This window comes from Bacillus sp. 165 (assembly GCF_017742235.1).
In the GTDB taxonomy this organism is placed as follows: domain Bacteria; phylum Bacillota; class Bacilli; order Bacillales; family Bacillaceae_G; genus JAGHKQ01.
Genome location: NZ_JAGHKQ010000017.1, coordinates 25,677 through 48,226 on the forward strand (window position 1 = coordinate 25,677; position 22,550 = coordinate 48,226).

20 protein-coding genes and 1 other annotated feature are annotated in these 22,550 nt (G+C 38.9%); of the genes, 7 read left to right on the top strand and 13 right to left on the bottom strand.

Annotated elements, in window-relative coordinates; translation table 11 throughout:
* Positions 1 to 2 precede the first annotated feature (2 nt).
* A complete protein-coding gene (locus J7Q84_RS16215) occupies positions 3 to 710 on the bottom strand; it encodes a glycosyltransferase family 2 protein (RefSeq protein ID WP_209096022.1) in 708 nt (235 codons plus the stop codon).
* Positions 664 to 1,737 (bottom strand): GDP-mannose 4,6-dehydratase, encoded by a 1,074-nt coding sequence (locus tag J7Q84_RS16220; RefSeq protein WP_209096023.1) that lies wholly within the window; start codon positions 1,735 to 1,737, stop codon positions 664 to 666. The genes J7Q84_RS16215 and J7Q84_RS16220 overlap by 47 nt, the downstream gene beginning before the upstream one ends.
* Positions 1,738 to 2,619: 882 nt before the next feature.
* Between J7Q84_RS16220 and J7Q84_RS16225 the strand changes: the two genes are divergently transcribed.
* Both J7Q84_RS16225 and J7Q84_RS16230 read left to right on the top strand, forming a co-directional pair.
* Positions 2,620 to 2,829 (top strand): hypothetical protein, encoded by a 210-nt coding sequence (locus J7Q84_RS16225; protein WP_209096025.1) that lies wholly within the window; start codon positions 2,620 to 2,622, stop codon positions 2,827 to 2,829.
* Positions 2,830 to 3,024, top strand: coding sequence for a YwbE family protein (locus tag J7Q84_RS16230; protein WP_209096027.1), 195 nt, complete (start codon positions 2,830 to 2,832; stop codon positions 3,022 to 3,024).
* Between the two features lie 39 nt (positions 3,025 to 3,063).
* Here J7Q84_RS16230 and J7Q84_RS16235 read toward each other — a convergent pair whose 3' ends face one another.
* The 3 genes from J7Q84_RS16235 to J7Q84_RS16245 form a co-directional block, all read right to left on the bottom strand.
* A complete protein-coding gene (locus tag J7Q84_RS16235) occupies positions 3,064 to 3,633 on the bottom strand; it encodes a mechanosensitive ion channel family protein (RefSeq protein WP_209096029.1) in 570 nt (189 codons plus the stop codon).
* A 65-nt stretch (positions 3,634 to 3,698) separates the two neighbouring features.
* Positions 3,699 to 4,958 (bottom strand): tyrosine--tRNA ligase, encoded by a 1,260-nt coding sequence (tyrS, locus tag J7Q84_RS16240; RefSeq protein ID WP_209096031.1) that lies wholly within the window; start codon positions 4,956 to 4,958, stop codon positions 3,699 to 3,701.
* Positions 4,959 to 5,001: 43 nt separating this feature from the next.
* Positions 5,002 to 5,214, bottom strand: a binding site (T-box leader).
* A 58-nt stretch (positions 5,215 to 5,272) separates the two neighbouring features.
* On the bottom strand, positions 5,273 to 6,151 hold the full coding sequence (locus tag J7Q84_RS16245) for a TetR/AcrR family transcriptional regulator (RefSeq protein ID WP_209096033.1): 879 nt from the start codon (positions 6,149 to 6,151) through the stop codon (positions 5,273 to 5,275).
* A gap of 309 nt (positions 6,152 to 6,460) precedes the next feature.
* On the opposite strand from J7Q84_RS16245, the gene J7Q84_RS16250 reads away from it, so the two are divergent.
* Complete coding sequence (locus J7Q84_RS16250) at positions 6,461 to 9,568, top strand: efflux RND transporter permease subunit (RefSeq protein ID WP_209096035.1); 3,108 nt, start codon at positions 6,461 to 6,463, stop codon at positions 9,566 to 9,568.
* 147 nt (positions 9,569 to 9,715) lie between these two features.
* Here J7Q84_RS16250 and J7Q84_RS16255 read toward each other — a convergent pair whose 3' ends face one another.
* The 3 genes from J7Q84_RS16255 to acsA all read right to left on the bottom strand — a co-directional run bounded on the left by J7Q84_RS16255 (position 9,716) and on the right by acsA (position 13,456).
* A complete protein-coding gene (locus J7Q84_RS16255) occupies positions 9,716 to 10,954 on the bottom strand; it encodes a glycosyl hydrolase family 18 protein (protein WP_247739327.1) in 1,239 nt (412 codons plus the stop codon).
* Positions 10,955 to 11,235: 281 nt separating this feature from the next.
* Positions 11,236 to 11,481 (bottom strand): hypothetical protein, encoded by a 246-nt coding sequence (locus J7Q84_RS16260; protein ID WP_209096037.1) that lies wholly within the window; start codon positions 11,479 to 11,481, stop codon positions 11,236 to 11,238.
* A gap of 256 nt (positions 11,482 to 11,737) precedes the next feature.
* Positions 11,738 to 13,456, bottom strand: coding sequence for an acetate--CoA ligase (gene acsA, locus J7Q84_RS16265; RefSeq protein ID WP_209096039.1), 1,719 nt, complete (start codon positions 13,454 to 13,456; stop codon positions 11,738 to 11,740).
* Between the two features lie 271 nt (positions 13,457 to 13,727).
* Here acsA and J7Q84_RS16270 point away from each other — a divergent pair, with 271 nt between their 5' ends.
* The 3 genes from J7Q84_RS16270 to J7Q84_RS16280 are packed head-to-tail and all read left to right on the top strand — an operon-like array spanning position 13,728 to position 16,180.
* Positions 13,728 to 14,360: a GNAT family N-acetyltransferase gene (locus tag J7Q84_RS16270; protein ID WP_209096073.1), complete on the top strand. Its 633-nt coding sequence runs from the start codon at positions 13,728 to 13,730 to the stop codon at positions 14,358 to 14,360.
* Positions 14,361 to 14,370: 10 nt separating this feature from the next.
* Positions 14,371 to 15,018, top strand: coding sequence for an acetoin utilization AcuB family protein (locus J7Q84_RS16275; protein WP_209096040.1), 648 nt, complete (start codon positions 14,371 to 14,373; stop codon positions 15,016 to 15,018).
* Positions 15,011 to 16,180, top strand: coding sequence for an acetoin utilization protein AcuC (locus tag J7Q84_RS16280; RefSeq protein ID WP_209096042.1), 1,170 nt, complete (start codon positions 15,011 to 15,013; stop codon positions 16,178 to 16,180). Before J7Q84_RS16275 ends, J7Q84_RS16280 begins: the two co-directional genes overlap by 8 nt.
* Before the next feature lie 29 nt (positions 16,181 to 16,209).
* Here the strand turns inward: J7Q84_RS16280 and ccpA are convergent, their stop codons facing one another.
* From ccpA to J7Q84_RS16300, 4 genes are all read right to left on the bottom strand, one after another.
* A complete protein-coding gene (gene ccpA, locus J7Q84_RS16285) occupies positions 16,210 to 17,211 on the bottom strand; it encodes a catabolite control protein A (protein ID WP_209096044.1) in 1,002 nt (333 codons plus the stop codon).
* 377 nt (positions 17,212 to 17,588) lie between these two features.
* Positions 17,589 to 18,659, bottom strand: a complete 1,071-nt coding sequence (locus J7Q84_RS16290) for a bifunctional 3-deoxy-7-phosphoheptulonate synthase/chorismate mutase (protein ID WP_247739328.1) — start codon at positions 18,657 to 18,659, stop codon at positions 17,589 to 17,591.
* Positions 18,660 to 18,871: 212 nt separating this feature from the next.
* A complete protein-coding gene (ytxJ, locus tag J7Q84_RS16295) occupies positions 18,872 to 19,198 on the bottom strand; it encodes a bacillithiol system redox-active protein YtxJ (protein ID WP_209096046.1) in 327 nt (108 codons plus the stop codon).
* Between the two features lie 2 nt (positions 19,199 to 19,200).
* Positions 19,201 to 19,650: a DUF948 domain-containing protein gene (locus J7Q84_RS16300; RefSeq protein WP_209096048.1), complete on the bottom strand. Its 450-nt coding sequence runs from the start codon at positions 19,648 to 19,650 to the stop codon at positions 19,201 to 19,203.
* Positions 19,651 to 19,979: 329 nt separating this feature from the next.
* On the opposite strand from J7Q84_RS16300, the gene J7Q84_RS16305 reads away from it, so the two are divergent.
* Positions 19,980 to 21,095, top strand: a complete 1,116-nt coding sequence (locus J7Q84_RS16305; RefSeq protein ID WP_209096050.1) for an aminopeptidase — start codon at positions 19,980 to 19,982, stop codon at positions 21,093 to 21,095.
* Between the two features lie 106 nt (positions 21,096 to 21,201).
* On the opposite strand, the gene murC is transcribed toward J7Q84_RS16305, so the two are convergent.
* A complete protein-coding gene (gene murC / locus J7Q84_RS16310; protein WP_209096052.1) occupies positions 21,202 to 22,506 on the bottom strand; it encodes a UDP-N-acetylmuramate--L-alanine ligase in 1,305 nt (434 codons plus the stop codon).
* Positions 22,507 to 22,550 lie beyond the last annotated feature (44 nt).

The following is a 22,550-nucleotide window of genomic DNA, read 5'->3' on the forward strand; positions in this document are numbered from 1 at the left end:
CGTTATTCACCCCTGACTTTATAACGAACCATTCTTTTTCTTAGCCAGCCAATTGTGATTGCATCCATTAAACCTACAAAGGCACGATTCAAAACGCCGTATTTGGATACCCCGAACTCTCTTTCTTTGTGATGGACAGCAACTTCAGTCACATTAAATCCATTCATTCTAGCGAGTGTAGGCAAAAATCTATGAAACCCTTCATAAAGAACAAAGCTTTGCGCCACTTCCCTTTTGAGCAGCTTCATTGGGCAGCCTGTATCCCGAATATCATCGCCAGTAATCCAATTTCGTACACCGTTTCCTACTTTTGAAGAAACTTTTCTTAATCCTGTATCCTGTCTTTTCACTCTCATTCCATTCACAAAATCGTACTCATTCATATAATGCATTAATTTAAGGATATCGTTAGGATCCGTTTGCAAATCACCATCAATCAATGCGATATACCGTCCTTTCGCTCTCCTTAAACCAGCATATATTGCCGCTGTTTGACCACAATTGTTTTCAAAATGAATAACCTTTAACCTCGAGTCTAATTCAGACATGCGATCCAGCTGCACATCTCCTCCATCCGTGCTGCCATCGTTGACAATTATGATTTCAAAGTCCTCAATACGCCCATCCAATGCCTCTGTTATTGCTGTATGAAGATTTCTTAAATTATCTTTCTCGTTGTACACAGGGACGACAACTGATAGTTCCAACATAACGTTCACCTCTAAACCAATTAATAAAGTTAATAATCCCTTCGTGAAATGCAGTTTTAGGTTCGAAGCCTATCAAATCTTGCGCCTTTCGATTATCAGCACATGTTTGATCCATATCACCAGGCTGCATAGGAAGTTCATTGATAATTGCCTTTTTCCCTAATTGTTCCTCCAGTGTCTCCACAAGACATTGCAAAGATACCGTATGATGTCCACCCAAATTAATAATTTCGTACACCTCTTCGTTCTGCTCCACATAACGAAGAGCTTTCTGTATACCATCAACGATATCGCCTACATACGTATAATCTCTTTTCGTGGAACCATCGCCATAAAATGGGATACCGATTCCTTCATCAATCATGCGTGTAAATTTATGAATAGCAAGGTCAGGACGTTGACGTTCGCCATAAACCGTAAAAAACCGTAGCATAACAGTATCGATATTAAACAAATGGTAATACGTATATCCCATTAGTTCGCAGTTTCTCTTTGTTGCTGCGTACAACGAGATTGGAGTCCCAACGGAATCTGATTCAGAAAAAGGTACTTTGCGGTTGTTTCCATAAACAGAAGACGAGGAAGCGCAAACCCACTTTTTTATCCCATACTTCTTCATTAATTCTAATAAATGGAGAGTGCCTCTTACATTGACATCTTCAAACAGCAAAGGCTGTTCGATTGATGCCCTAACGCCCGGCATCGCAGCCAAATGAATAACAGCGTCAATCTTTTCTTCTTGAAAAATCCGCTCCATCGACATTGAATCTCGAATGTCGATTACTTCAAGGCGATACAAGGGACCGTTAACAATGTCCGGCAGTTTTTTTAAATCCTCCTCTTTATTACAAAAATTAAATTCCTTATCCGCTCCAAAAAAATACATAATATTCTGAATCTTAATCCGATAATCATATAAATCAGAGAAATTATCGATATTAATAACTCTATGTCCATTTTTACAAAGAAATTCACAAAGATGCGACCCAATAAAACCAGCACCGCCAGTTATTAAATAAGTTGACATAGACCTCCTCCTCACTTGAGTCCAACAGGATAGTAGTTGAACAACTAGCAAATAAGTTCGTGAGTTTCAAACAGATTGCTCAAATCCAGCGTACCTCTCCACTCATTAATGATTAAACTCATTTCTAATTAACGGAAAGTGATGTTTGAACGCCCCCTATCGTGTGAATTTGCAATAATATCCGCTCCTATTTTTTAGTTCAAAGAGCGAACCTGTTAATGAATAATATTTTAAGAACGAGAAAAGTATTTGAAGCGTACTTGGTTATTTTCGCCGATTCCGAATTCGTATAAACGAATGGAATAGAGCGTTTGGAGTAGTGAGTACATAAAGTGGTAAGGACATCATGAGGTTTATTGCTATCTGTCCCAATTATAGTATAGTCTAGATGGAGAAAATCATAGATTGCCAAACTGTTTATTAAAAATTCGGCATTTAAGAATACATTTCCTGCAAATGAAACGTAACGCTACCTAACCACACATCCGATTAATTTGGCCAGCTTCATAACAAGAATTTCTTCATTCATCATCTGAAAACATTAATGTCATAATTCCCAGCACGTAATTGGTATTGAAACTTTTGTCTTCCTTTACTGATAGTCCTACTGCAATAATTATGATTTACAGTTGTGAAACATGTCTTTCAAATTATCCATGAAGCGAAGACGTCTTTGTTCGACACACTCGATCATAGGAGACTCTAAATCTGGTTCAACAAAAGGAGACGTCCATTCATGGTTCCTTTACAAAAAAGTGCCTTATCGAAATAAGAATTATGTATTTTTCTTAACTTGACGGCTATGGACTTTATATCAGCCATTTTTTGTATTATACTAATTTAACAAGATAAATTCGTTAAACGAAAAGGAGACTTCCTTACATGTCAGATATAGAAAAAAATGCACAAAATGCAAACTCACCAGAAAAAAAGAAAATAAGCTTAGAGGAAGTAATGAGACAAAAGCTGGCCAGTAAAAAGCAAGGAAATGCAACAGGAAAAACCACAGGTCACTCTAACGGTGCGGTCAAAGGAATGAAAAGTCAGCAGACCAAGAAAACAAATAACCAGCGCAGACGGACTGGCATATAGATGAACGGACAATATCGTACAAATATTTCTCCTGGCCTATCTGTTAGTATTGTGTTAAAAGCAGACCAAAAGACAGGAAAAACAACAAATGGAATTGTAAAGGATATTCTGACAAAATCTAGTTTTCATCCCCACGGCATTAAAGTGAGGCTGCAGGATGGGCAAGTCGGCCGAGTAAAAGAAGTCCTCAAATAAATAAACAGACAAGTATCGGATGATACTTGTCTGTTTATTTTACTCCTCCGCTCTCTTTACTTGCTCACCAAGTGTAAAGTTTGCTACTTTTGTAATTGTACTGTTTGCAAAGAAATAAAATTCTCCATCTGCACCGCGCAGTTTTGTCGTTCTCAGACCAACATCCTCAACCGTCCCTTGTATATCATTCACTTTCACTCTGTCTCCTACTGAAAATTGATCTTCAAAAATAATAAAGAACCCTGTTACAACGTCCTTTACTAAATTTTGTGCACCAAAGCCAATAGCCAGTCCAGCAACACTCACTCCAGCCAATAATGCGCGCATATCAATCCCAAATGCCTCCAAAGCTGTAACAATAGTAACAAAATAAGTCACATACATAACAATACTTTGACATAGCTTCACGAGTGTTGCATCTCTTCGTTCACTATTGCGCATCGGGGCTTTAGAGCGAAGATAGAACATCTTTTCAATAGCCATATTAGCAAAACGGATGATGACTCTTGCAATAATGAAAATAACAATTACTTTTAACACGATTCCGCTAAGTGATACCAGCTTATCGGGATTCAACACATACGCATTAAACCAGTCTTTTGCATTCATATTTTTATCCTCTTCCTTATCTAAATAAAAAAGCGTAAGAACACAACTTACGCTTTTTCTTATTTTTAGTACTTAATTAAATAATATTTCTTCTTCCCGCGGCGAATAATTGTAAATTGCCCCTCAATACGGTCTGCTTTCGTCAATGTACGACTCACATCTTGTGTTCGCTCACCATTTACGTAAATAGCACCGTTTGCAATATCCTCACGAGCTTGACGCTTAGACGGGGAAATTTTGCTATTCACTAATAAATCAATTAAACCAACTTCATCTTCTCCTTCATGCGTGAAGGAAGGAACATCTTTAAAGCCTTGCTTAATTTCTTCCGCCGTCAATTCAGCAACAGAGCCGCTGAACAATGCTTGTGAAATCTTAATTGCTTGGTGCAAAGCATCCTCACCATGAACCAACTTTGTCATTTCAGCAGCCAATGCTTTTTGTGCTTCGCGCTTTTCAGGAGCTTCCTTTACTCCTTGTTCTAATGCATTAATTTCTTCATGAGATAAAAATGTGAAGTATTTTAAATATTTCATTACATCACGGTCATCTGCATTAATCCAGAATTGGTAGAATTCGTATGGAGTGGTTTTCTCCGCATCCAGCCAAATTGCACCGCCTTCTGTTTTACCAAATTTTGTACCATCCGCTTTCGTTACAAGCGGCACAGTCAAACCAAATGCTTTTGCATCCTCTTCTGATTTACGAATTAATTCCATACCCGCTGTAATGTTGCCCCATTGATCGCTTCCGCCGACCTGCAGCTTGCATCCGTATGTTTGATATAAATTTAAGAAATCGTAAGACTGCAAAATCATGTAGCTAAATTCCGTAAAGGAAATTCCTGTTTCCAAACGAGATGCAACAGAATCCTTTGCCAGCATATAGTTTAACCCGAAGTTTTTTCCGATATCACGTAAAAATGTGATTAAATCTAAAGAGCCAATCCAATCATAGTTGTTCGCAATAATAGCTGGATTTGTTTCACTTTCGAAATCTAAGAAGCAAGAAAGCTGCTCCTTAATGCGTTGACTAAACATCGCAACTGTTTCTTTTTCATTTAATTGGCGTTCGGCTTTTTTACCACTCGGATCCCCGATTAAACCTGTTCCTCCGCCCACAAGGGCAATAGGCTGGTGACCTGCTTGCTGAAAGCGACGTAAAATTAAAATAGGCAGCATATGCCCAATATGCAAGCTGTCAGCTGTTGGATCAAAGCCACAGTATAATTTCACCATTTCTTTTTCTAATAACTCTTTTAAACCTTCCGCATCCGTTTGCTGATTAATCAAACCACGGAACTCTAAATCCTGTAAAATATCCATCTGTTTCACTCCTTTTTCCCAAATAAAAATCGCCCCTTGAAAAACAAGGGACGATGGATTATCGCGGTACCACCCTAATTGTGAAAACTCACCACTTCATTGCAATAACGGCTATTCACCGTCTTTCCCCTCTCTGCACGATTGAAGAAAGATGCTCCAGGCTGTATTTCATGACCATTTATGTACTGGTTTGCACCAACCACCAGCTCTCTGTAACAGGGAAATGTCCACTACTATGACCTTTCAATGCTCATTTATTCATATATTTATGTTTATACCATTTATTAAGGGCGGGTGTCAAATCTCCCTCCAAATTACAATTGTCTTTTTATAGAACTTTCTAGTAATTCAATATCTCCTTGAATTTCTTGAATTTCTTGGTTTTTTATATATAAAAGCAAACCTTCCACAATATATTCGCGCGGTTCTTCTTTTTCCTTCAATTCATTCTCCAATTCTTCTAAAGAGGAGCACACTTGCTTTATCTTTTTCTGGTCATAAGATATATCTGCTAATTTCTCTTTCATCTCTGTAATTGCCCTAAAAACCTTCTTTTCTTCATCCCCAAGATTCAAGTACGGACTTAGCATTTCTTTACGCAATACTGGCTGCTTCTCTATAGCAAGACTTTGCACGATACCATCTAAACGCCTCACAATAAACGAAGCGAGATAAGCAAAGTCCAGTTCTTCTTGATCTACGACAATATAGAGGAAGTATTCACCGATTATGCCGTTTAACATGGTTGCACAATCCAGTACAAACGGAGAAACAGCTTCACCATATACCTCCACCAATCGCTTGCAATACCAATTTAGACTTTCCGCTCTCATCTTAAAAATAAAATTACGAAGCTCTTCATGTATAAGGATGCTCTTTTCTCCCATGTTCATATGAATAAACTCTCGATGTGCGGAAAACTCTGTAAACTGAAGAGTAATTTGTTTAACTAATGCTTCTTTTGAGCTTACCGTTTCGTTTTGCTCTATATTTAACATTTTGCTAGAAATGGATTCATAATAATACTTAAAGATGGACAACATAAGGTCTTCCTTAGAAGTAAAATAATTATACACCGACCCTTTCGAAATTCCGCTTTTTTCAGCAATCTCTTGAATCGAAGTAGAATGGTACCCTTTTTGTCCAAATAGCTTCATTGCCGTTTCTATAATGATCTTCTTGCGTTCATTCATAACTCTCACCTTATATTTCATTTATTTATGTTTCTTAACTTTTAAAGCTATTCCTATCTCTACTTTTACACATACTACAGAAAACTGAATTACACAATGTGACTGAACGGTCATTTATTATAATGATAACCGATTTCACAAAACATATCCATCCGTTCTTTCTCAATATAAAACGGAAGTCCCAAATATTTACTATAAGTAAACTTATCATTACTATATTGCCTTTATGGACACGTTGCTTTATAGTACATAATAGAATGACCAATCAGTCATATCACATTCGAACTATTAGTCAAAGGAGTGAAAAAATTGAAAGGTGTTATTAACTTCGCGTTAAAAAATAAGCTGGCTGTTTGGTTGCTTACTATCATTGTTACAATTGCAGGCCTGTATGCCGGCACAAATATGAAGTTGGAAACTTTACCGGATATTACTATACCTTCCGTTACGATTACGACCATTTATCCGGGAGCAGCCCCGCAAGAAGTTGCGGATAAAGTTACAGAACCAATAGAGCAACGGGTAAAAAACTTACCGGGTGTTGATGTTGTCAGCTCTTATTCGTTTGCCAATGCTTCTTCCATTCAAATTGAATACAATTATAGCAAAGATATGGATAAAGCATTAACAGAAGCAAAAGAAGCGGTAGGAAAAATTAATTTGCCGGACGGAGTGCAAAGTCCTGCTGTTTCCCGTATCAGCTTTAACGCATTTCCTGTTATTACTTTCAGTGTAACGGATAAATCAAAATCACTGGCAGAACTAACAAAATTAGTAGACAAAGAAGTTGTCCCTCAATTGGAAGGTCTTGAAGGCGTTTCTTCTGTAGATATCGCAGGTCAGTATATGCAAGAAGTACAGCTCTCCTTCAAACAAGATGAATTAAACAAATATGGATTGAGCGCAGATACTGTCCAAAACATTATTAAAGGCTCTGCTGTTTCTATCCCAGCAGGATTATATACTTTTAACGATAAAGAAAAAACAGTAGTAGTAGACGGTAACATTACGACGATGGAAGACCTAAAAAATATAAGTATTCCGGTTACACCTTCTGCTGCTGGGACTCAAGGGGCTCAATCCACCCAAGGTATAGCAGCTCCTAAAGGCATTCCAACTGTAACATTGAAGGATGTCGCAGATGTAAAGGTAATCGGAAAAGCGGAATCCATTTCAAGAACGAACGGCGAAGAATCTATTGCCATTCAAGTTGTAAAGAGTGCCGATGCTAATACCGTAGATGTTGTAAACAAAGTGAAAGATAAAATTGATACGATACAGAAGGATTTTAAAGGACTGAAACTCATTCCGACCTTCGACCAAGGAAAACCGATTGAAGAATCTGTAAGTACAATGCTGAACAAAGCATTAGTCGGAGCAGTCTTTGCAGTCATTATCATTCTGTTGTTTTTACGAGATTTTAAATCAACAATTATTTCGATTATCTCTATTCCATTGTCACTACTAATTGCTATTTTGCTGTTGAAGCAAATGGATATTTCATTAAATATTATGACGTTGGGCGCTATGACCGTAGCAATTGGGCGTGTTGTAGATGACTCTATCGTAGTTATTGAAAACATTTACAGAAGGATGTCTCTGTCTACCGAAAAGCTCACAGGAAGAGAGTTAATTCGTGAAGCAACAAAACAGATGTTCATCCCAATTTTATCATCTACTATCGTAACCATTGCAGTATTTTTACCACTTGGACTAGTAACAGGTCCTGTTGGTGAGATGTTCTTACCTTTTGCATTAACTATAGTATTTGCCTTGTTAGCATCTCTAGTAGTTGCTATCACAGTTGTACCGATGCTGGCACACTCTTTATTCCGTAAAGGAATATCTCATAAAAATAATCATGCCGAAAAACCTGGCAAGCTTGCAGGCGGATATAAAAAAGTATTGAATTGGTCCCTGAACCATAAAATACTAACATTCAGCCTAGCAGTCCTTTTGTTAATAGGAAGCTTCTTTTTAGTTCCTTTGATTGGGGTAAGCTTTATTCCTTCTGATCAAGAGAAAATGATTGTGGCTACGTACAGCCCTGCACCTGGTGAAAAATCAGAAGAAGTACAAGATACAGCAACACAAGCGGAAAGTTATTTCCAAGATAAGAAAGATGTAGAAACTATCCAATATTCTATTGGCGGCAGCAACCCTATGAACCCTGCAGCCACAAACCAACTGTTATTCTTTGTAAGGTACAAAGATGACACAGAAAATTTTGCAGACGAACAAGAACGAGTATTAAAAGACTTAGACAAAATGTCTTCTCAAGGCGAGTGGGGCTATCAAGATGTAAGTGGAGCAGGAAGCAGTAATGCGACTACTCTATACGTATACGGAGACAGCATAGAAGAAATTCAGCCGATCGTTTCCGATGTCATGGATATTTTAAAGAAAGATGATGCGTTTACAAACATTGATTCCAGTATTTCTGAATCCTATGACCAATACACACTTGTAGCCGATCAAGAAAAATTGAGCAAACTCGGTCTGACTGCAGGCCAAGTAGGAATGGCCCTTATCAATACAGGTCAGCCACAGGCTATTACAACAATCAAAGAAGATGGTAAAGAATTAAATGTGTATATAGAAACAAAGAAAAACGAATATAGTACAATCGCTGATTTAGAAAACAAAACCATTCAATCTCCATTAGGCTTTGAGGTGCCTCTTAAAGATGTAGTCACAGTGAAGGAAGGCAAATCTCCAAATACAGTTACACGCCGAGATGGAAAACTGTACGCACAAGTATCTGCAGAAATTAAGACAGACGATGTCAGCAAAGCATCTGCAGATTTAAAAAAGAAAGTCGATAAATTGGATATCCCTTCTACTACGAGCATCTCATTTGGCGGCGTAGCAGAACAAATTAACGAATCGTTTACTCAACTTGGTTTAGCTATGCTTGCAGCTATTGCGATAGTATACTTTATCCTTGTAATCACATTCGGCGGCGGTCTTGCACCTTTTGCCATTCTTTTCTCACTGCCATTCACCATCATCGGCGGATTAGTTGCTTTATTCATTGCACAGGAAACGATCAGTATTTCTGCTCTCATTGGAGCATTGATGTTAATCGGTATCGTTGTTACGAATGCCATTGTACTAATCGATCGTGTAATCCACAACGAACAAGCAGGTTTATCTACAAGAGAAGCCCTGCTTGAAGCCGGAGCAATTCGTCTTCGTCCAATCTTAATGACAGCACTTGCTACTATAGGAGCGCTTATTCCATTAGCTTTAGGATTCGAAGGCGGCGGTTTGATCTCCAAAGGTCTTGGTGTAACAGTTATAGGTGGATTAACAAGTTCTACACTGTTAACACTGCTCGTTGTTCCTATTGTGTATGAAACACTCATGAAACTTCGCAGAAAAATGAAAAGAACTAAACAAACGAAAGTAGCCTAAAACATCAAAGCACTGTCTGCAATTATGCCGACAGTGCTTTGGTTTATCAAATATAAGGGATATAATTCTCATTTTAAAAACATCCTCGATCAATTTTAACGAGCTTCATTTCAATACACTCCTCCTCGGAACACACCACCTGCAAATTTATTTACTCTTTGATGGCGGCAGCATCGGATGTTCCTCGCCTGTCCAAAGGGTGCTGTCATCCCAAATAGCCCGGTCTTCATCACCTAGCTTCCAACTTCCTGTTCCTTTTAACCTATATTTTTTGACCAGTTCCATCTTGGCTTTTATAGAGTCTAGATTATCATACCAAAAATGATACGTGCCAGGTGATAAAACCCTTCCATTTAAAGTTTCTAGATTTGTAATCATTACAGTTGCTTTAGCAGACTTTGTTTCCTCATCAAAATCAACAATACCATTATATTTGGAAACTAGCCCAATAATAGCTTTATTAACAATTCCATTTCCTCCGCTTTCTTCCCCTTCCATCCAATACCTTCCGAAGAATGGTAACCCTAACACGATTTTATCACTAGGAACTCCCTGCTTGAGTGCATATTGGATGGACTTTTCCACCCAAGGGTAGCTTGCAATCGGGCCTTCCGGGCCTCCTTGATAACTCTCATCGTATGCCATAATCATTAAATAGTCACTATACTTATGAAGATTAGCATAGTCATTAGAACCATGCCAGCCTGTATTCCATTCGTTTGGATTTGCCACAACAGCTACCGATACTTCTTTATTTATTGGCACCTTATTTCTGAGTAATTTCACAAAATCGGTGTAAATCTCCCGCTCTTCCTCTGTCACATTTTCTATGTCTACATTGACCCCATCTAAATGGGTAGCTTGCATGAAATTTGCGATATCATCGGCTAGTTTATGACGGTTTTCCAATGCCCTTTTCCCTTTTTCTTGATCCCAATGATTGCTTACAAACGGTACAACCTTTATATTTTGCCTATGCATATCCTTTATAAAAGCAGGATCAACGTAAGGCGTAATCACTAAATTTCCATTGTCATCTAAATCAAAATAGCTAGGAGACACTACACGTAATACTCCTTTTGTATTCTCTACATATTGTCTATATAACGCCTTGTCTCCACCATATAAGTACGACATATTGAACCTGTGTACAGGCGGCTGTAAGTTTTCAGCACCCTGTACAGCATAGGTAGCTATAACCCTTCCATCCTGTAACAAAACAACATTGCGTACCTTTAATCGGCTATAATTTCCGCGAATGTACTGAAGCGCTTCTTGCAAAAGTACAGATGTAGCATATTGTTTTATATTATCTCGTGCAAGAAAAAAGAGAAAATCACACTCTTTCCATACGGGTCTGGTTTCTACCCTTTCAAACCAACTCATTTCCCCCACCTCCATTCACTAATGTATGCATTCATTTTCGTTTTCGATTCTATGTTATTTGTTGTCTAAATTCACAGGCAAGTGCAAATCCTCCTGTCTGTCTACCTCACAAGGGCTGTGCGGTACGACGCGAAATACTTCTAGAATCCCTCCTTGTGTTCTTCATCGGTAAAGGAATTTTTTCAATATCTCAAAGAACGTTCTTTTATACAAGAAGCAGACCATGAAATCTTTCTTCTAACCTCTGCACTTCCTTATTCTTTAAAAACAAAAAAGACAGCTCATTCGCTGTCTTCCTCTTGAACAGTACCCACAAATCCAGAACCTTGCCTTTCGTTTAACCAATCAATAAATTCGTTCAGAAATTCTTCACGGTCCATCTGAGTATGTATAACACCCTCTATTTTTAATTGCCTCGGCCTAGACGGCTTTAGACGATTCACTGCAATACGCTTCATAATTTTCTCATATTGATCCATAGTTTCCACTAAAGAGCGTGTATCTTTATCTTTATCTTCATACCTCATATATTCTACCTCCTTTTTTCTATTTTAACAGAATGAGGCAAATAGTAGATTATGAAAAATCCCCCTCTGAAATATTGGTATATATGGTTACACGCGCAAGAGAGCGCGGCAAAACTCTAGTCCCTTCACTTCTTTTCATAACAATCTTATGAAAGGTTACTCACAACTAGTTTTCCACCGACCATTAAAAGCAACTGCCCAGTCTTTTGGCATTTTCCTTAAAAAAGCTCGAATCCAAAGGGATCCGAGCTTTCTGTTAGTCTTCCATTGTGGAAAGATCGCCTGTCGGAAGGTTCAACTCCCAAGCCTTCAGGACACGGCGCATAATTTTGCCGCTTCGTGTTTTTGGAAGCTTATCACGAAACTCGATTTGACGAGGGGCTGCATGTGCTGCTAGACCTTTTTTTACAAATTGACGAATCTCTTCTTTTAAGTCCTCAGATTGCTCATAGCCTGCACGCAATGCGATGAACGCTTTAATAATTTCTCCACGGACAGGATCAGGAATACCGATTACACCTGCTTCAGCAACTGCCGGGTGCTCTACCAGCTTACTTTCTACTTCAAATGGTCCTACTCTCTCTCCAGATGTCATAATAACATCATCGATGCGGCCCTGGAACCAAAAATATCCGTCTTCATCCATATATGCAGAGTCACCAGATACATACCAATCACCAGACATAAAGTAAGATTCATATTTTTGCGGATTGTTCCAAATCATGTGCATCATTGATGGCCAACCTTTTTTCACTGCCAAATTACCCATCGTATATGGAGGGACCTCGTTTCCTTCATTGTCCACGATTGCGGCTTTTACTCCCGGAAGAGGCTTGCCCATAGAACCCGGACGGATTTCCATACATGGATAGTTACAAATAAGCTGTGCACCTGTTTCCGTCATCCACCACGTATCATGAATCCGAAGATGGAATACCTTCATCCCCCAGCGCACTACTTCAGGATTTAACGGTTCCCCTACGCTTAAAATATGACGTAAGGAAGATAAATCAAATTTATTGATTGCTGCTTCGCCCGCTCCCATCAGCATGCGAAACGCAGTTGGTGCACTGTACCATACCGTTACACCATAGTCTTGAATCGCTTCGTACCAGGCTTCTGGACTAAAGCGTCCCCCTAAAATAACGTTCGAGGATCCCGTTAACCACGGACCAAAAATACCGTAGGATGTTCCTGTTACCCAACCCGGATCAGCAGTACACCAATATACATCATCCTCTTTTAAATCCAGTACCCATTTAGCCGTTTGATAATGCTGAATCATTGCATTTTGCACATGCAGTACACCCTTCGGCTTACCAGTAGAGCCGGATGTATAATGCAAGATAAGACCGTCTTCACGTCCAAGCCATTGAATATCAAGATTTTTAGAAGCTTGTTCAAACAATGGATTATAGTGAACAACCTTTCCACCTTCTTCAACGTTCTCACCGACAAGAAAGACAGTTTTTAACGCCGGCAGATCATTTAAAGGAACGCGGCTCAAAAGCTCTGGTGTAGTAATCAATACTTTCGCTTCACTGTCCTCTAAGCGGTCACGTACCGCTCCTTCCATAAACGCCTCAAATAGAGGACCAACAATAGCGCCTAGCTTTAAAGCTCCCAATACAGCAAAATATAACTCTGGAGAACGCGGCATAAAAATAAATACTCGATCTCCCTTTTCAACATCTCCATATGTTTTTAATACATTCCCTGCTTTATTGGACAATTCCATCATTTCTTTAAATGTGTATTTTTCTTTTCGATTGCCATCCTGGTAATACAGAGCTACTTTATTTTTTAGATGAGAATTAGCATGCTTGTCTATTGCTTCATATGCCATATTCACTCGGCCTGTTTCGTACCAAGAAAAATTCCGTTCTGCTTCTTTCCAATCAAAATTTGTATATGCTTCTTCATAGTTTACTAGATTATTTTCACCTTTAATAATAGGAAGCGCTTCCACTTTCATTGTAAAAAATCTCCCTTCTCGTATGTATTCTAACCTCTATTATACTTTTATATTTCTAAATTTTCAGTATTTTTTATTATTTTTGCACAATTTTTACTGACAAAATTCGATTAACACCGCATGAAAGATAGGTTACTATTAAGAAAAGGAATAAAATTTTCAGCTTATTTGTAAAAGATTATTTAGGTACTTTCCAAATACATACATGATTTTAACCCTTTGAAAGATAAAGACTGCATATTACTTTGCCAAAGGTGGTGATATGAAATCTATGATTCATAAAAAAGTATATAATGCCCAGACAATAAAAACAGAGAAGGGAACTGTCATTATAGAGGGCCCTGTTTTAACTCATAAATTAGAAAGCTACAAATTTCACGAAGATTTAACGGCATTTCGTCCTGCTTTTCAGCAGCAGCAAGCATTGATTGATATCTCTAAACTTCCTGAAGCCCGCATTATTTTGGCACGCTTAGATGATTTGATTGTGGGATACGTAACGTATTTACATCCAGATCCGCTAGAGCGCTGGTCAGAAGGAAATATGAACAACCTTATTGAACTTGGGGCTATTGAGGTTATTCCAGATTTTCGCGGCTGTTCTGTCGGGAAAACAATGCTGAAAGTCTCAATGATGGATGAGTTTATGGAAAACTATATTATTATTACGACTGAATACTATTGGCATTGGGACTTAAAAGGAACAGGATTGAACGTTTGGGATTATCGAAAGGTAATGGAAAAAATGATGAACGCCGGCGGATTAGAATGGATGGCAACGGATGACCCAGAAATTTGTTCCCATCCTGCCAATTGTTTAATGGTCCGTATCGGCAAGCAAGTGGATCAAAGCTCTATCCAGCAGTTTGATCGCTTGCGTTTTCAAAATCGCTTTATGTACTAGGAGGGACCTCATGATTGTCGAAGAAATTATGAATCAGAATATAACTAGCTTACGCCCTTCAGATACGATTGAAACGGCGCTTCGCATATTAACCGAAAAAGGTATCCGCCATATCCCGATTATCAATGAAAAGCAGGCAGTGATTGGAATCATTTCCGACCGTGATGTGCGTGATGCGAGCCCCTCCATTTTAGATACTGTTGTTTCTAAAGATGCGCTTCAGCAGCCTATCGAACGTATTATGAAAACAAATGTGATTACCTGCCATCCACTAGATTTTGTAGAGGAAATAGCGGCCATGTTTTATGAAAACCGCATCGGTTGTCTTCCGGTAACACAGGAAAATAAGCTAATCGGCATTGTTACAGAATCTGTTGTGCTTCATTCGCTCGTTAAATTAACGGGTGCTCTTGAGCCAAGTTCACAAATGGAGATTAAAGTAAAGAACGAGCCCGGCATATTAGGACAGGTTGTAAGTATATTCAGCAAGCATAACATCAATATTGTAAGTGTACTTGTATATCCTCATAAAAATGAATTATATAAGGTGCTTGTATTCCGCATTCAAACGATGAACCCCCTGCATCTTATTGATGAATTGCGTGAAGGAGGCTATGAAGTTTTGTGGCCGAATGTAACGGGGATTTCTCATGCATAGCAGCGTGTTTATTTACTCCGATGACTTTCAAAACTATCGCTTCAACTCTGAGCACCCTTTTAATCAGCTCAGAGTAAAGCTCGTCTATGATTTACTGCAAAAAGGGGGATTTATTTCACCTTCACAAGTTATACCTCCACGAATGGCAACAGATGAAGAAATTGCACTCATCCATGATAAAAATTATATAGACGCCGTAAAAAAAGGCGGAGACGGAAGGCTCGCTAAACAAGTAGGACTTCAGTACGGATTAGGAACAGAGGATACACCGTTGTTTAAGGGTATGCATGAGGCAAGCGCCCTTCTCGTCGGAGGAACACTGACTGCCGTTGATTATGTGCTCGAAGGCAAGGCTGAGCACGCTCTAAACTTAGGCGGCGGACTGCATCACGGGTTCCGTGGCAAGGCTTCTGGCTTTTGTATTTATAATGACAGTTCTATCGCAATCAAATACATCCAGCAAAAATACGGACTTCGCGTCATGTATATTGATACAGATGCCCATCACGGAGATGGAGTTCAATGGGCATTTTATGATGATCCTACTGTTTGTACAGTATCACTCCATGAAACAGGGCGTTACTTATTTCCAGGAACAGGGGCTGTTAATGAACGCGGACAAGGTGCCGGATATGGATATTCCTTTAACGTGCCATTAGATGCATTTACGGAAGACGAATCATTTTTACATGCCTACCGCACAATGTTGCGAGAGGTCGCAGAGTATTTTAAGCCTGATGTTATCGTTACACAAAACGGGGCTGATGCTCATTATTATGACCCGCTTACCCACCTAAGCTCATCCATTCATATTTACCGCGAAATCCCCAAACTGGCGCATGAAATTGCCCATGAATATTGCAACGGCAGATGGATTGCAGTAGGGGGCGGCGGATATGACATTTGGAGAGTTGTTCCTCGCGCTTGGTCATTGCTTTGGCTTGAAATGAATAATGTACATAATGTGGACGGAATGCTTCCGCTAGAATGGATTGAAGAATGGAAAGATAAAGCAGCACTTCCCATTGCAATGAAATGGGAAGACCCGCCGGAGATGTACAAGCCTATTCCTCGCAAAAAAGAAATTGAGGAGAAAAACAAGCTGACTGTACTAAAGTCTTTAGAAATAATTCGCAATAATATGAAAAATGCTTTGTATTGAAAAAGCTCGTGAATATCACGAGCTTTTTTCTATCCTCTTGTAGATTTACGGAATTGGATACGGTGCGGAAGAATGACTGCGTGGTCTTCTACTGTTTCTTTGTTCATGTATTTCGTTAACAAACGCATTGCAACTGCTCCAATATCATACATCGGCTGCACGACCGTAGACAACTGCGGACGTACCATGAGTGCCAAACGAGTATTATCAAAACCGATGACTTCTATGTCATTTGGGATATGAACGCCTTTATCCTGTGCACCATGAATGACTCCTAATGCCATTTCATCAGATGAAACAAAAATGGCTGTCGGTTTTTCTTCTAGTTCCCATAGCTTATCAAATGCTTCTATACCAGAGTCATACGTGTAATCGCCCTCAATAATCAGCTCTTCATCATAGTTCATGCTTGCATCCTCTAATGCCGCTTTATACCCTTCCATTTTTTTGACTTCAGCAGCTGCATACTCAAAAGGTCCAGAAACGAATGCAATACGAGTATGTTCTTTATCAATCAAATGCTTCGTTGCATCATACGCTCCTTGAGTATAGTTAATGTTAACAGATGGAATGGCACTTTGTTCATCGAAAGAAGCAGCTAAAACAATCGGCACAGGAGATTTTTCAAACTCATTCACATGCTCATCTGTAATATGTTCACTCATAAATACAATCCCGTCTACCTGCTTGCCGAGCATCGTGTTTAATAAATGCATCTCTTTATCTTTATTTTGATCAGAGTTGCTCAAGATAATATTGTATTTGTACATCGTAGCAATATCTTCAATTCCACGCGCAAGCTCCGCATAAAAGATATTGGATATATCAGGAATAATTACGCCGACTGTTGTTGTCTTCTTACTCGCTAAGCCTCGTGCCACTGCATTTGGACGATAGCCAAGACGCTCAATCGCCTCCAGAACCTTTTTTCTAGTCGTCGGTTTGACGTTCGGGTTTCCGTTCACTACCCGTGATACCGTAGCCATAGACACATTGGCTTCACGTGCTACATCATATATTGTAACGTTCATTCACATACGCTCCTTTATCATTACTTTATGTATGAATTAGATCATGTTTTCACAAATTCAGAAACATGGATACCTTTATGTGCTTCATTTAAAATGTCCAAATTTACATAGAGAGTCTTATAGCAAGGTGCGAAGCCCTGTATTTTATGTACGTTATGACCATATTCGTTTTTCTTATCATACGATACAAGTACTATGCAGACAATATTTTTCCACAAATATACAAAAAAAATTCTTATTTTTCCGTAGCAAACATATATTTACTAAACTGCCTATCGAAAATGTAATTATGTCTAATTCAAACAGCCCTTTTCTCCCATTCCATTGATAAGAAAAACAAGGACCAACACGCCGTGCGAATTGGTCCTTGGAGCTGCTTACTTTTTCATATTAAAAGCTCTTAGCTCGTTCATAAATTCATGGAACTGTGGAATATCCATTTGCTGAGCAGAATCTGATAGCGCTACTGCAGGATCTGGATGTACCTCTGCCATAACGGCATCAGCTCCAATCGCCAATGCTGCTTTTGCCGTTGGAAGCAATAAATCCTTGCGTCCTGTAGAATGCGTCACATCTACGACCACTGGCAAGTGTGTTTCTTTTTTCAAAATCGGCACCGCTGAAATATCAAGAGTATTGCGCGTAGCTCGTTCATACGTACGAATACCGCGCTCACATAAAATGATTTGTCCGTTCCCTTGCGCAATGATATACTCGGCTGCATATATAAATTCTTCAATAGTTGCAGACAAGCCACGCTTCAATAACACCGGCTTGTTTACTGCACCGGCTGCTTTCAACAATTCAAAATTCTGCATGTTGCGAGCACCAATTTGGATAACATCAACATAGTCAAGAGACATTTCAATATCATTTGGATTCAAAATCTCACTTACAATTCCCATATCCAACTCATCAGCTACTTGACGCAAAATTTTCAATCCCTCTATTCCAAGCCCTTGGAAATCATATGGAGAAGTTCTCGGCTTGAAGGCTCCCCCGCGCATAAGCTTCAACCCGTGCTCTTTCATAGCTTCTGCCACAAGCTTTACTTGCTCATAGCTTTCAACCGCACATGGTCCCATAATAAAATGAGCCTGTCCGTCTCCAATTTTTTCTCCTTTAATATCCACAATGGTATCTTCCGGCTTTTTCTTACGAGAAACAAGCAGTGTCTTATGATCATCATCTTCTTGCAGCTCTAATCCCGCTTGAAAAATCTTCTTGAAAATATGCTGAAGCGTAGACGTTTCAAATGGTCCATCATTGTGTTCCGCAATTAAATCCAGCATATGGCGTTCACGGACAGGATCAAAGCGCTTTACTCCTTGCACTTCTTTCAGCTTCCCAATTTCCTGTACAACATTGCCGCGCTCATTTAATAACTTCAAGATTCTCAAATTCAGTTCATCTACTTGGCTACGAAGCGATTCTAGGTCCTTTGACAAAAGAAAGACCTCCCCTTTTTTATATAAATTTGCTTTTATTTTTTCATTCTGACTCTCTATTATATAGGATGAAAATAGCACTGTCACTTTATGCGTTTTCCTATATGGAAACGAATTCATATATAACAAAAAAGTATTTCCTTATAATACCATACGCACTAAATTCGTCAATATAGTTTTGCAAAATTTAAAAAGAGCTGACGAATCAGCTCTTATCCAACATGCTCTTGCAATACCTGTTTTTTAATATTCCAATGAGAAGTATGCCACGCAACTTCTCCATTTTGAATATATAACACTTGCGGTGATTCATGCTTAATTCCAAAATGCTCTGCTACAAAATTTGATACTGCTCTCCCTTCCTGCACATATACATACAGAACAGGAACAGTGCATCCGTTATCCACATAGTCATTAAACTCTTCCCACGCTCCTTGACTGATGGGACAGGTTAAACTGTGCTTAAATAAAAGCAAATTTTGATTTTCTTGTAATGCTTGTAGTAACTGCTCTTGTGTTTCGAGCTTCATTTTGCTCAATCTTATTCACCTCGTACTCTTACAGGCTTATGCTCCTCCTGCGGTTTCTTTTTACGAAAACGGCTGTATACCTCCAGCACCGCATTACTCCATTGTACAACCTGTGCCACTTTGTCTGCATTATGCTCTACTTCATCAGTTATAGAACTCGTAATCGTGCGAACCTTTGTGTTTAACTCATTAATCGTTGTCCCAATTCCTTCCACGGATTTCACAACAGTATTCAATGATTGTGATTTTTGCTGAATATCCTCCGCTAACACATTGGTTTTATGTAAAAGCTGCTCCGTTTCATTCGTAATGCCATTTAACTGTTTTTCCAGTCCGGCCATTGTAGAGGCCACGTTTTCCAAAGTCTTACGCAAAGACACCAGCGTTTTGCATAAATACACTACCAATACAGAAAATGCTAAAGCAATGATGAACACACCTAAGTACAATAAAATTTTCATCCCATTCACTCCTTTAGTTTTATATTATTTCTAGTTTCTATTCCTAATATAATAATGAAAATTCTATCAACTGTCAGTTTCATTCTTTCTCGCTGCTCGTTAATTAAAGTAATTAGACTGAAATAAACAGCTTTGTTCATTCAAGATAAAGTTGTTATTATTATACAATTTTCTACCTTTTTATTCTAATGTTTTGATACGAAATAACAAAACTATAATTATATCTCTAATTTTCGTATTTTTTTGACAAAAACAGACACAAGCAGTAAACAAATCACAAGAAGTAGGTTACAATAGTGAAGTATTATACTACGATTGGAGGCATCAAAATGAAGGATCCACGCATTGAAACATTAGCGAGAAACTTGATTAACTACTCTGTAAAATTACAACCAGGTGAGAAAGTTTTAATCGAAAACTTCGGACTGCAAAAAGAATTAGTAACAGCTCTTGTAAAAGAAGCATATAAAGCAGGCGGCCACCCGTTTGTATCATTGAAAAACCAAGAAGTTGACCGTGCTCTCTTAATGGGTGCTTCAGAAGAGCATTTTGCAAAAATCGCAGAATACGAAGCAAACGTGATGAAGGATATGGCTGCTTACATCGGACTACGTTCTGGTGATAATATTAATGAATTGGCAGATATTCCAAGTGATAAAATGAAAATTTTCGGCCAAACAGTAGGAAAAAAGGTACATAGAGAGATTCGTGTACCAAAAACAAAATGGGTTGTGCTTCGCTATCCGAACGCTTCTATGGCGCAGCTTGCAAAAATGAGCACAGAAGCATTTGAAGACTTCTACTTTGACGTATGCAACCTAGATTATGACAAAATGAGCCAAGCGATGGAGAATCTTGTTGAATTGATGAACAGAACAGATAAAGTGCACATCAAAGGTGCTGGAACAGACTTAACATTCTCTATTAAAGATATTCCTGCTATTAAGTGTGCCGGTGAAATGAATATTCCTGATGGTGAGGTATTTACTGCACCGGTAAAAGATTCTATTAACGGTACAATTACATACAATACGCCATCTCCTTATAACGGCTACACATTTGAAAATGTACAGCTGAAATTCGAAAATGGTAAAATTGTAGAAGCAACTGCCAATGATACAGAGCGCATTAATAAAATCTTTGATACAGACGAAGGTGCTCGCTATGTAGGAGAGTTCGCTATCGGTGTAAACCCTTACATCTTGCATCCTATGGGTGATATTTTATTTGATGAAAAGATTGATGGCAGCTTCCATTTCACTCCTGGTCAAGCGTATGATGAAGCCTATAATGGCAATAACTCCAACATTCACTGGGATTTAGTTTGCATTCAGCGTCCAGAGTATGGCGGCGGAGAAATTTATTTTGACGATGTGTTAATTCGTAAAGACGGCCGCTTCGTTCTTGCTGAACTTGAGTGCTTGAATCCTGAAAACTTAAAATAGAGAAATACTTGCTTGAATGTCTTATAAAAAAAGATGCGGTTATCCGCATCTTTTTCCTTACTATTTCCAAAAGTTAAGCAATGCCTCCCGCTTTAGAAACATCACTTTATTTCATCTTTACTTCCTTTTCATATGCCTGTTCAAACTTCTGAATATCGCCGGCACCCATAAAAATTAGCACACCGTTTTCATGTCTTTTTAACACTTCTGTTGTCATCACAGTAATTAGCTCTGCATGTTCAATACGCATTTGCAAATCTACAATGGAAAGCTCCCCTTGATTTTCACGGGCAGATCCGAAAATGTCGCACAAATATACTTTGTCTGCTTTTTGCAGACTTGCGGCAAACTCATCTAAAAACTTCTTCGTACGTGAGAAAGTGTGTGGTTGGAAGACAGCTACAATTTCACGATCTGGATATTTTTGACGTGCCGCCTCAATAGTGGCTGTAATTTCCGTTGGATGATGCGCATAATCATCAATGATAACTTGGTCCATGAGCTTCTTTTCACTGAAGCGTCGTTTCACTCCACCAAACGTCAGCAGCTGCTCTTTGACTGTGTCTACATCAATATTTTCATAATGACATAAAGCAATGACCGCTAGTGCATTCAGTACGCTGTGGTTACCGTATCCCGGGATGGTAAACGTACCGTAATACGTGTTTCGCACTACCACATCAAATGTTGTTCCGTCAGTATTTTTCTTGATATTAGACGCTTGAAAATCGTTATCCTCTTCAAAACCGTAGAAGATAACAGGTACTTTTGCTTGTATTTTTTGAAGCTGTTCATCATCTCCACACGCAATGATGCCTTTTTTCACTTGCAACGCCATCTCTTGAAACGCACTGAATACATCCTCAATATTTGCAAAGTAATCCGGATGATCGAAATCAATATTGGTCATGATTGCATAGTCAGGATGATAGGACAAAAAGTGTCTGCGATATTCACAAGCTTCAAATACAAAGTATTGGCTGTCTTCTACGCCTTTTCCTGTGCCGTCCCCAATTAAATACGACGTAGGACTTGCTCCCTGCATAACATGAGCAAGCAATCCTGTTGTAGATGTCTTTCCGTGAGCACCTGTAACAGCTACACTTGTGTACTTGCTCATAAGCTCACCTAAAAAATGGTGATACCGGTAAATTGGCAGCCCTTTCTTTCGTGCTGCTTCTATTTCTTCATGCGCATCAGAGAAAGCATTCCCAGCAATGATAACTTGCCCTTCTTCAATATTGTTTTTATCAAAAGGCAAGATGCGAATGCTACGCTTTTCAAGCTCAGCTTGCGTGAAAAAGTATTTATCCACATCTGATCCTTGAACGGTATATTTCATATCATGCAGGATTTGTGCTAACGCACTCATACCTGTACCCTTAATCCCTACAAAATGGTAAACTGTCATTTTAAAGAACCTCCAGCATCTCTAACTATTACAACGGCCTATCT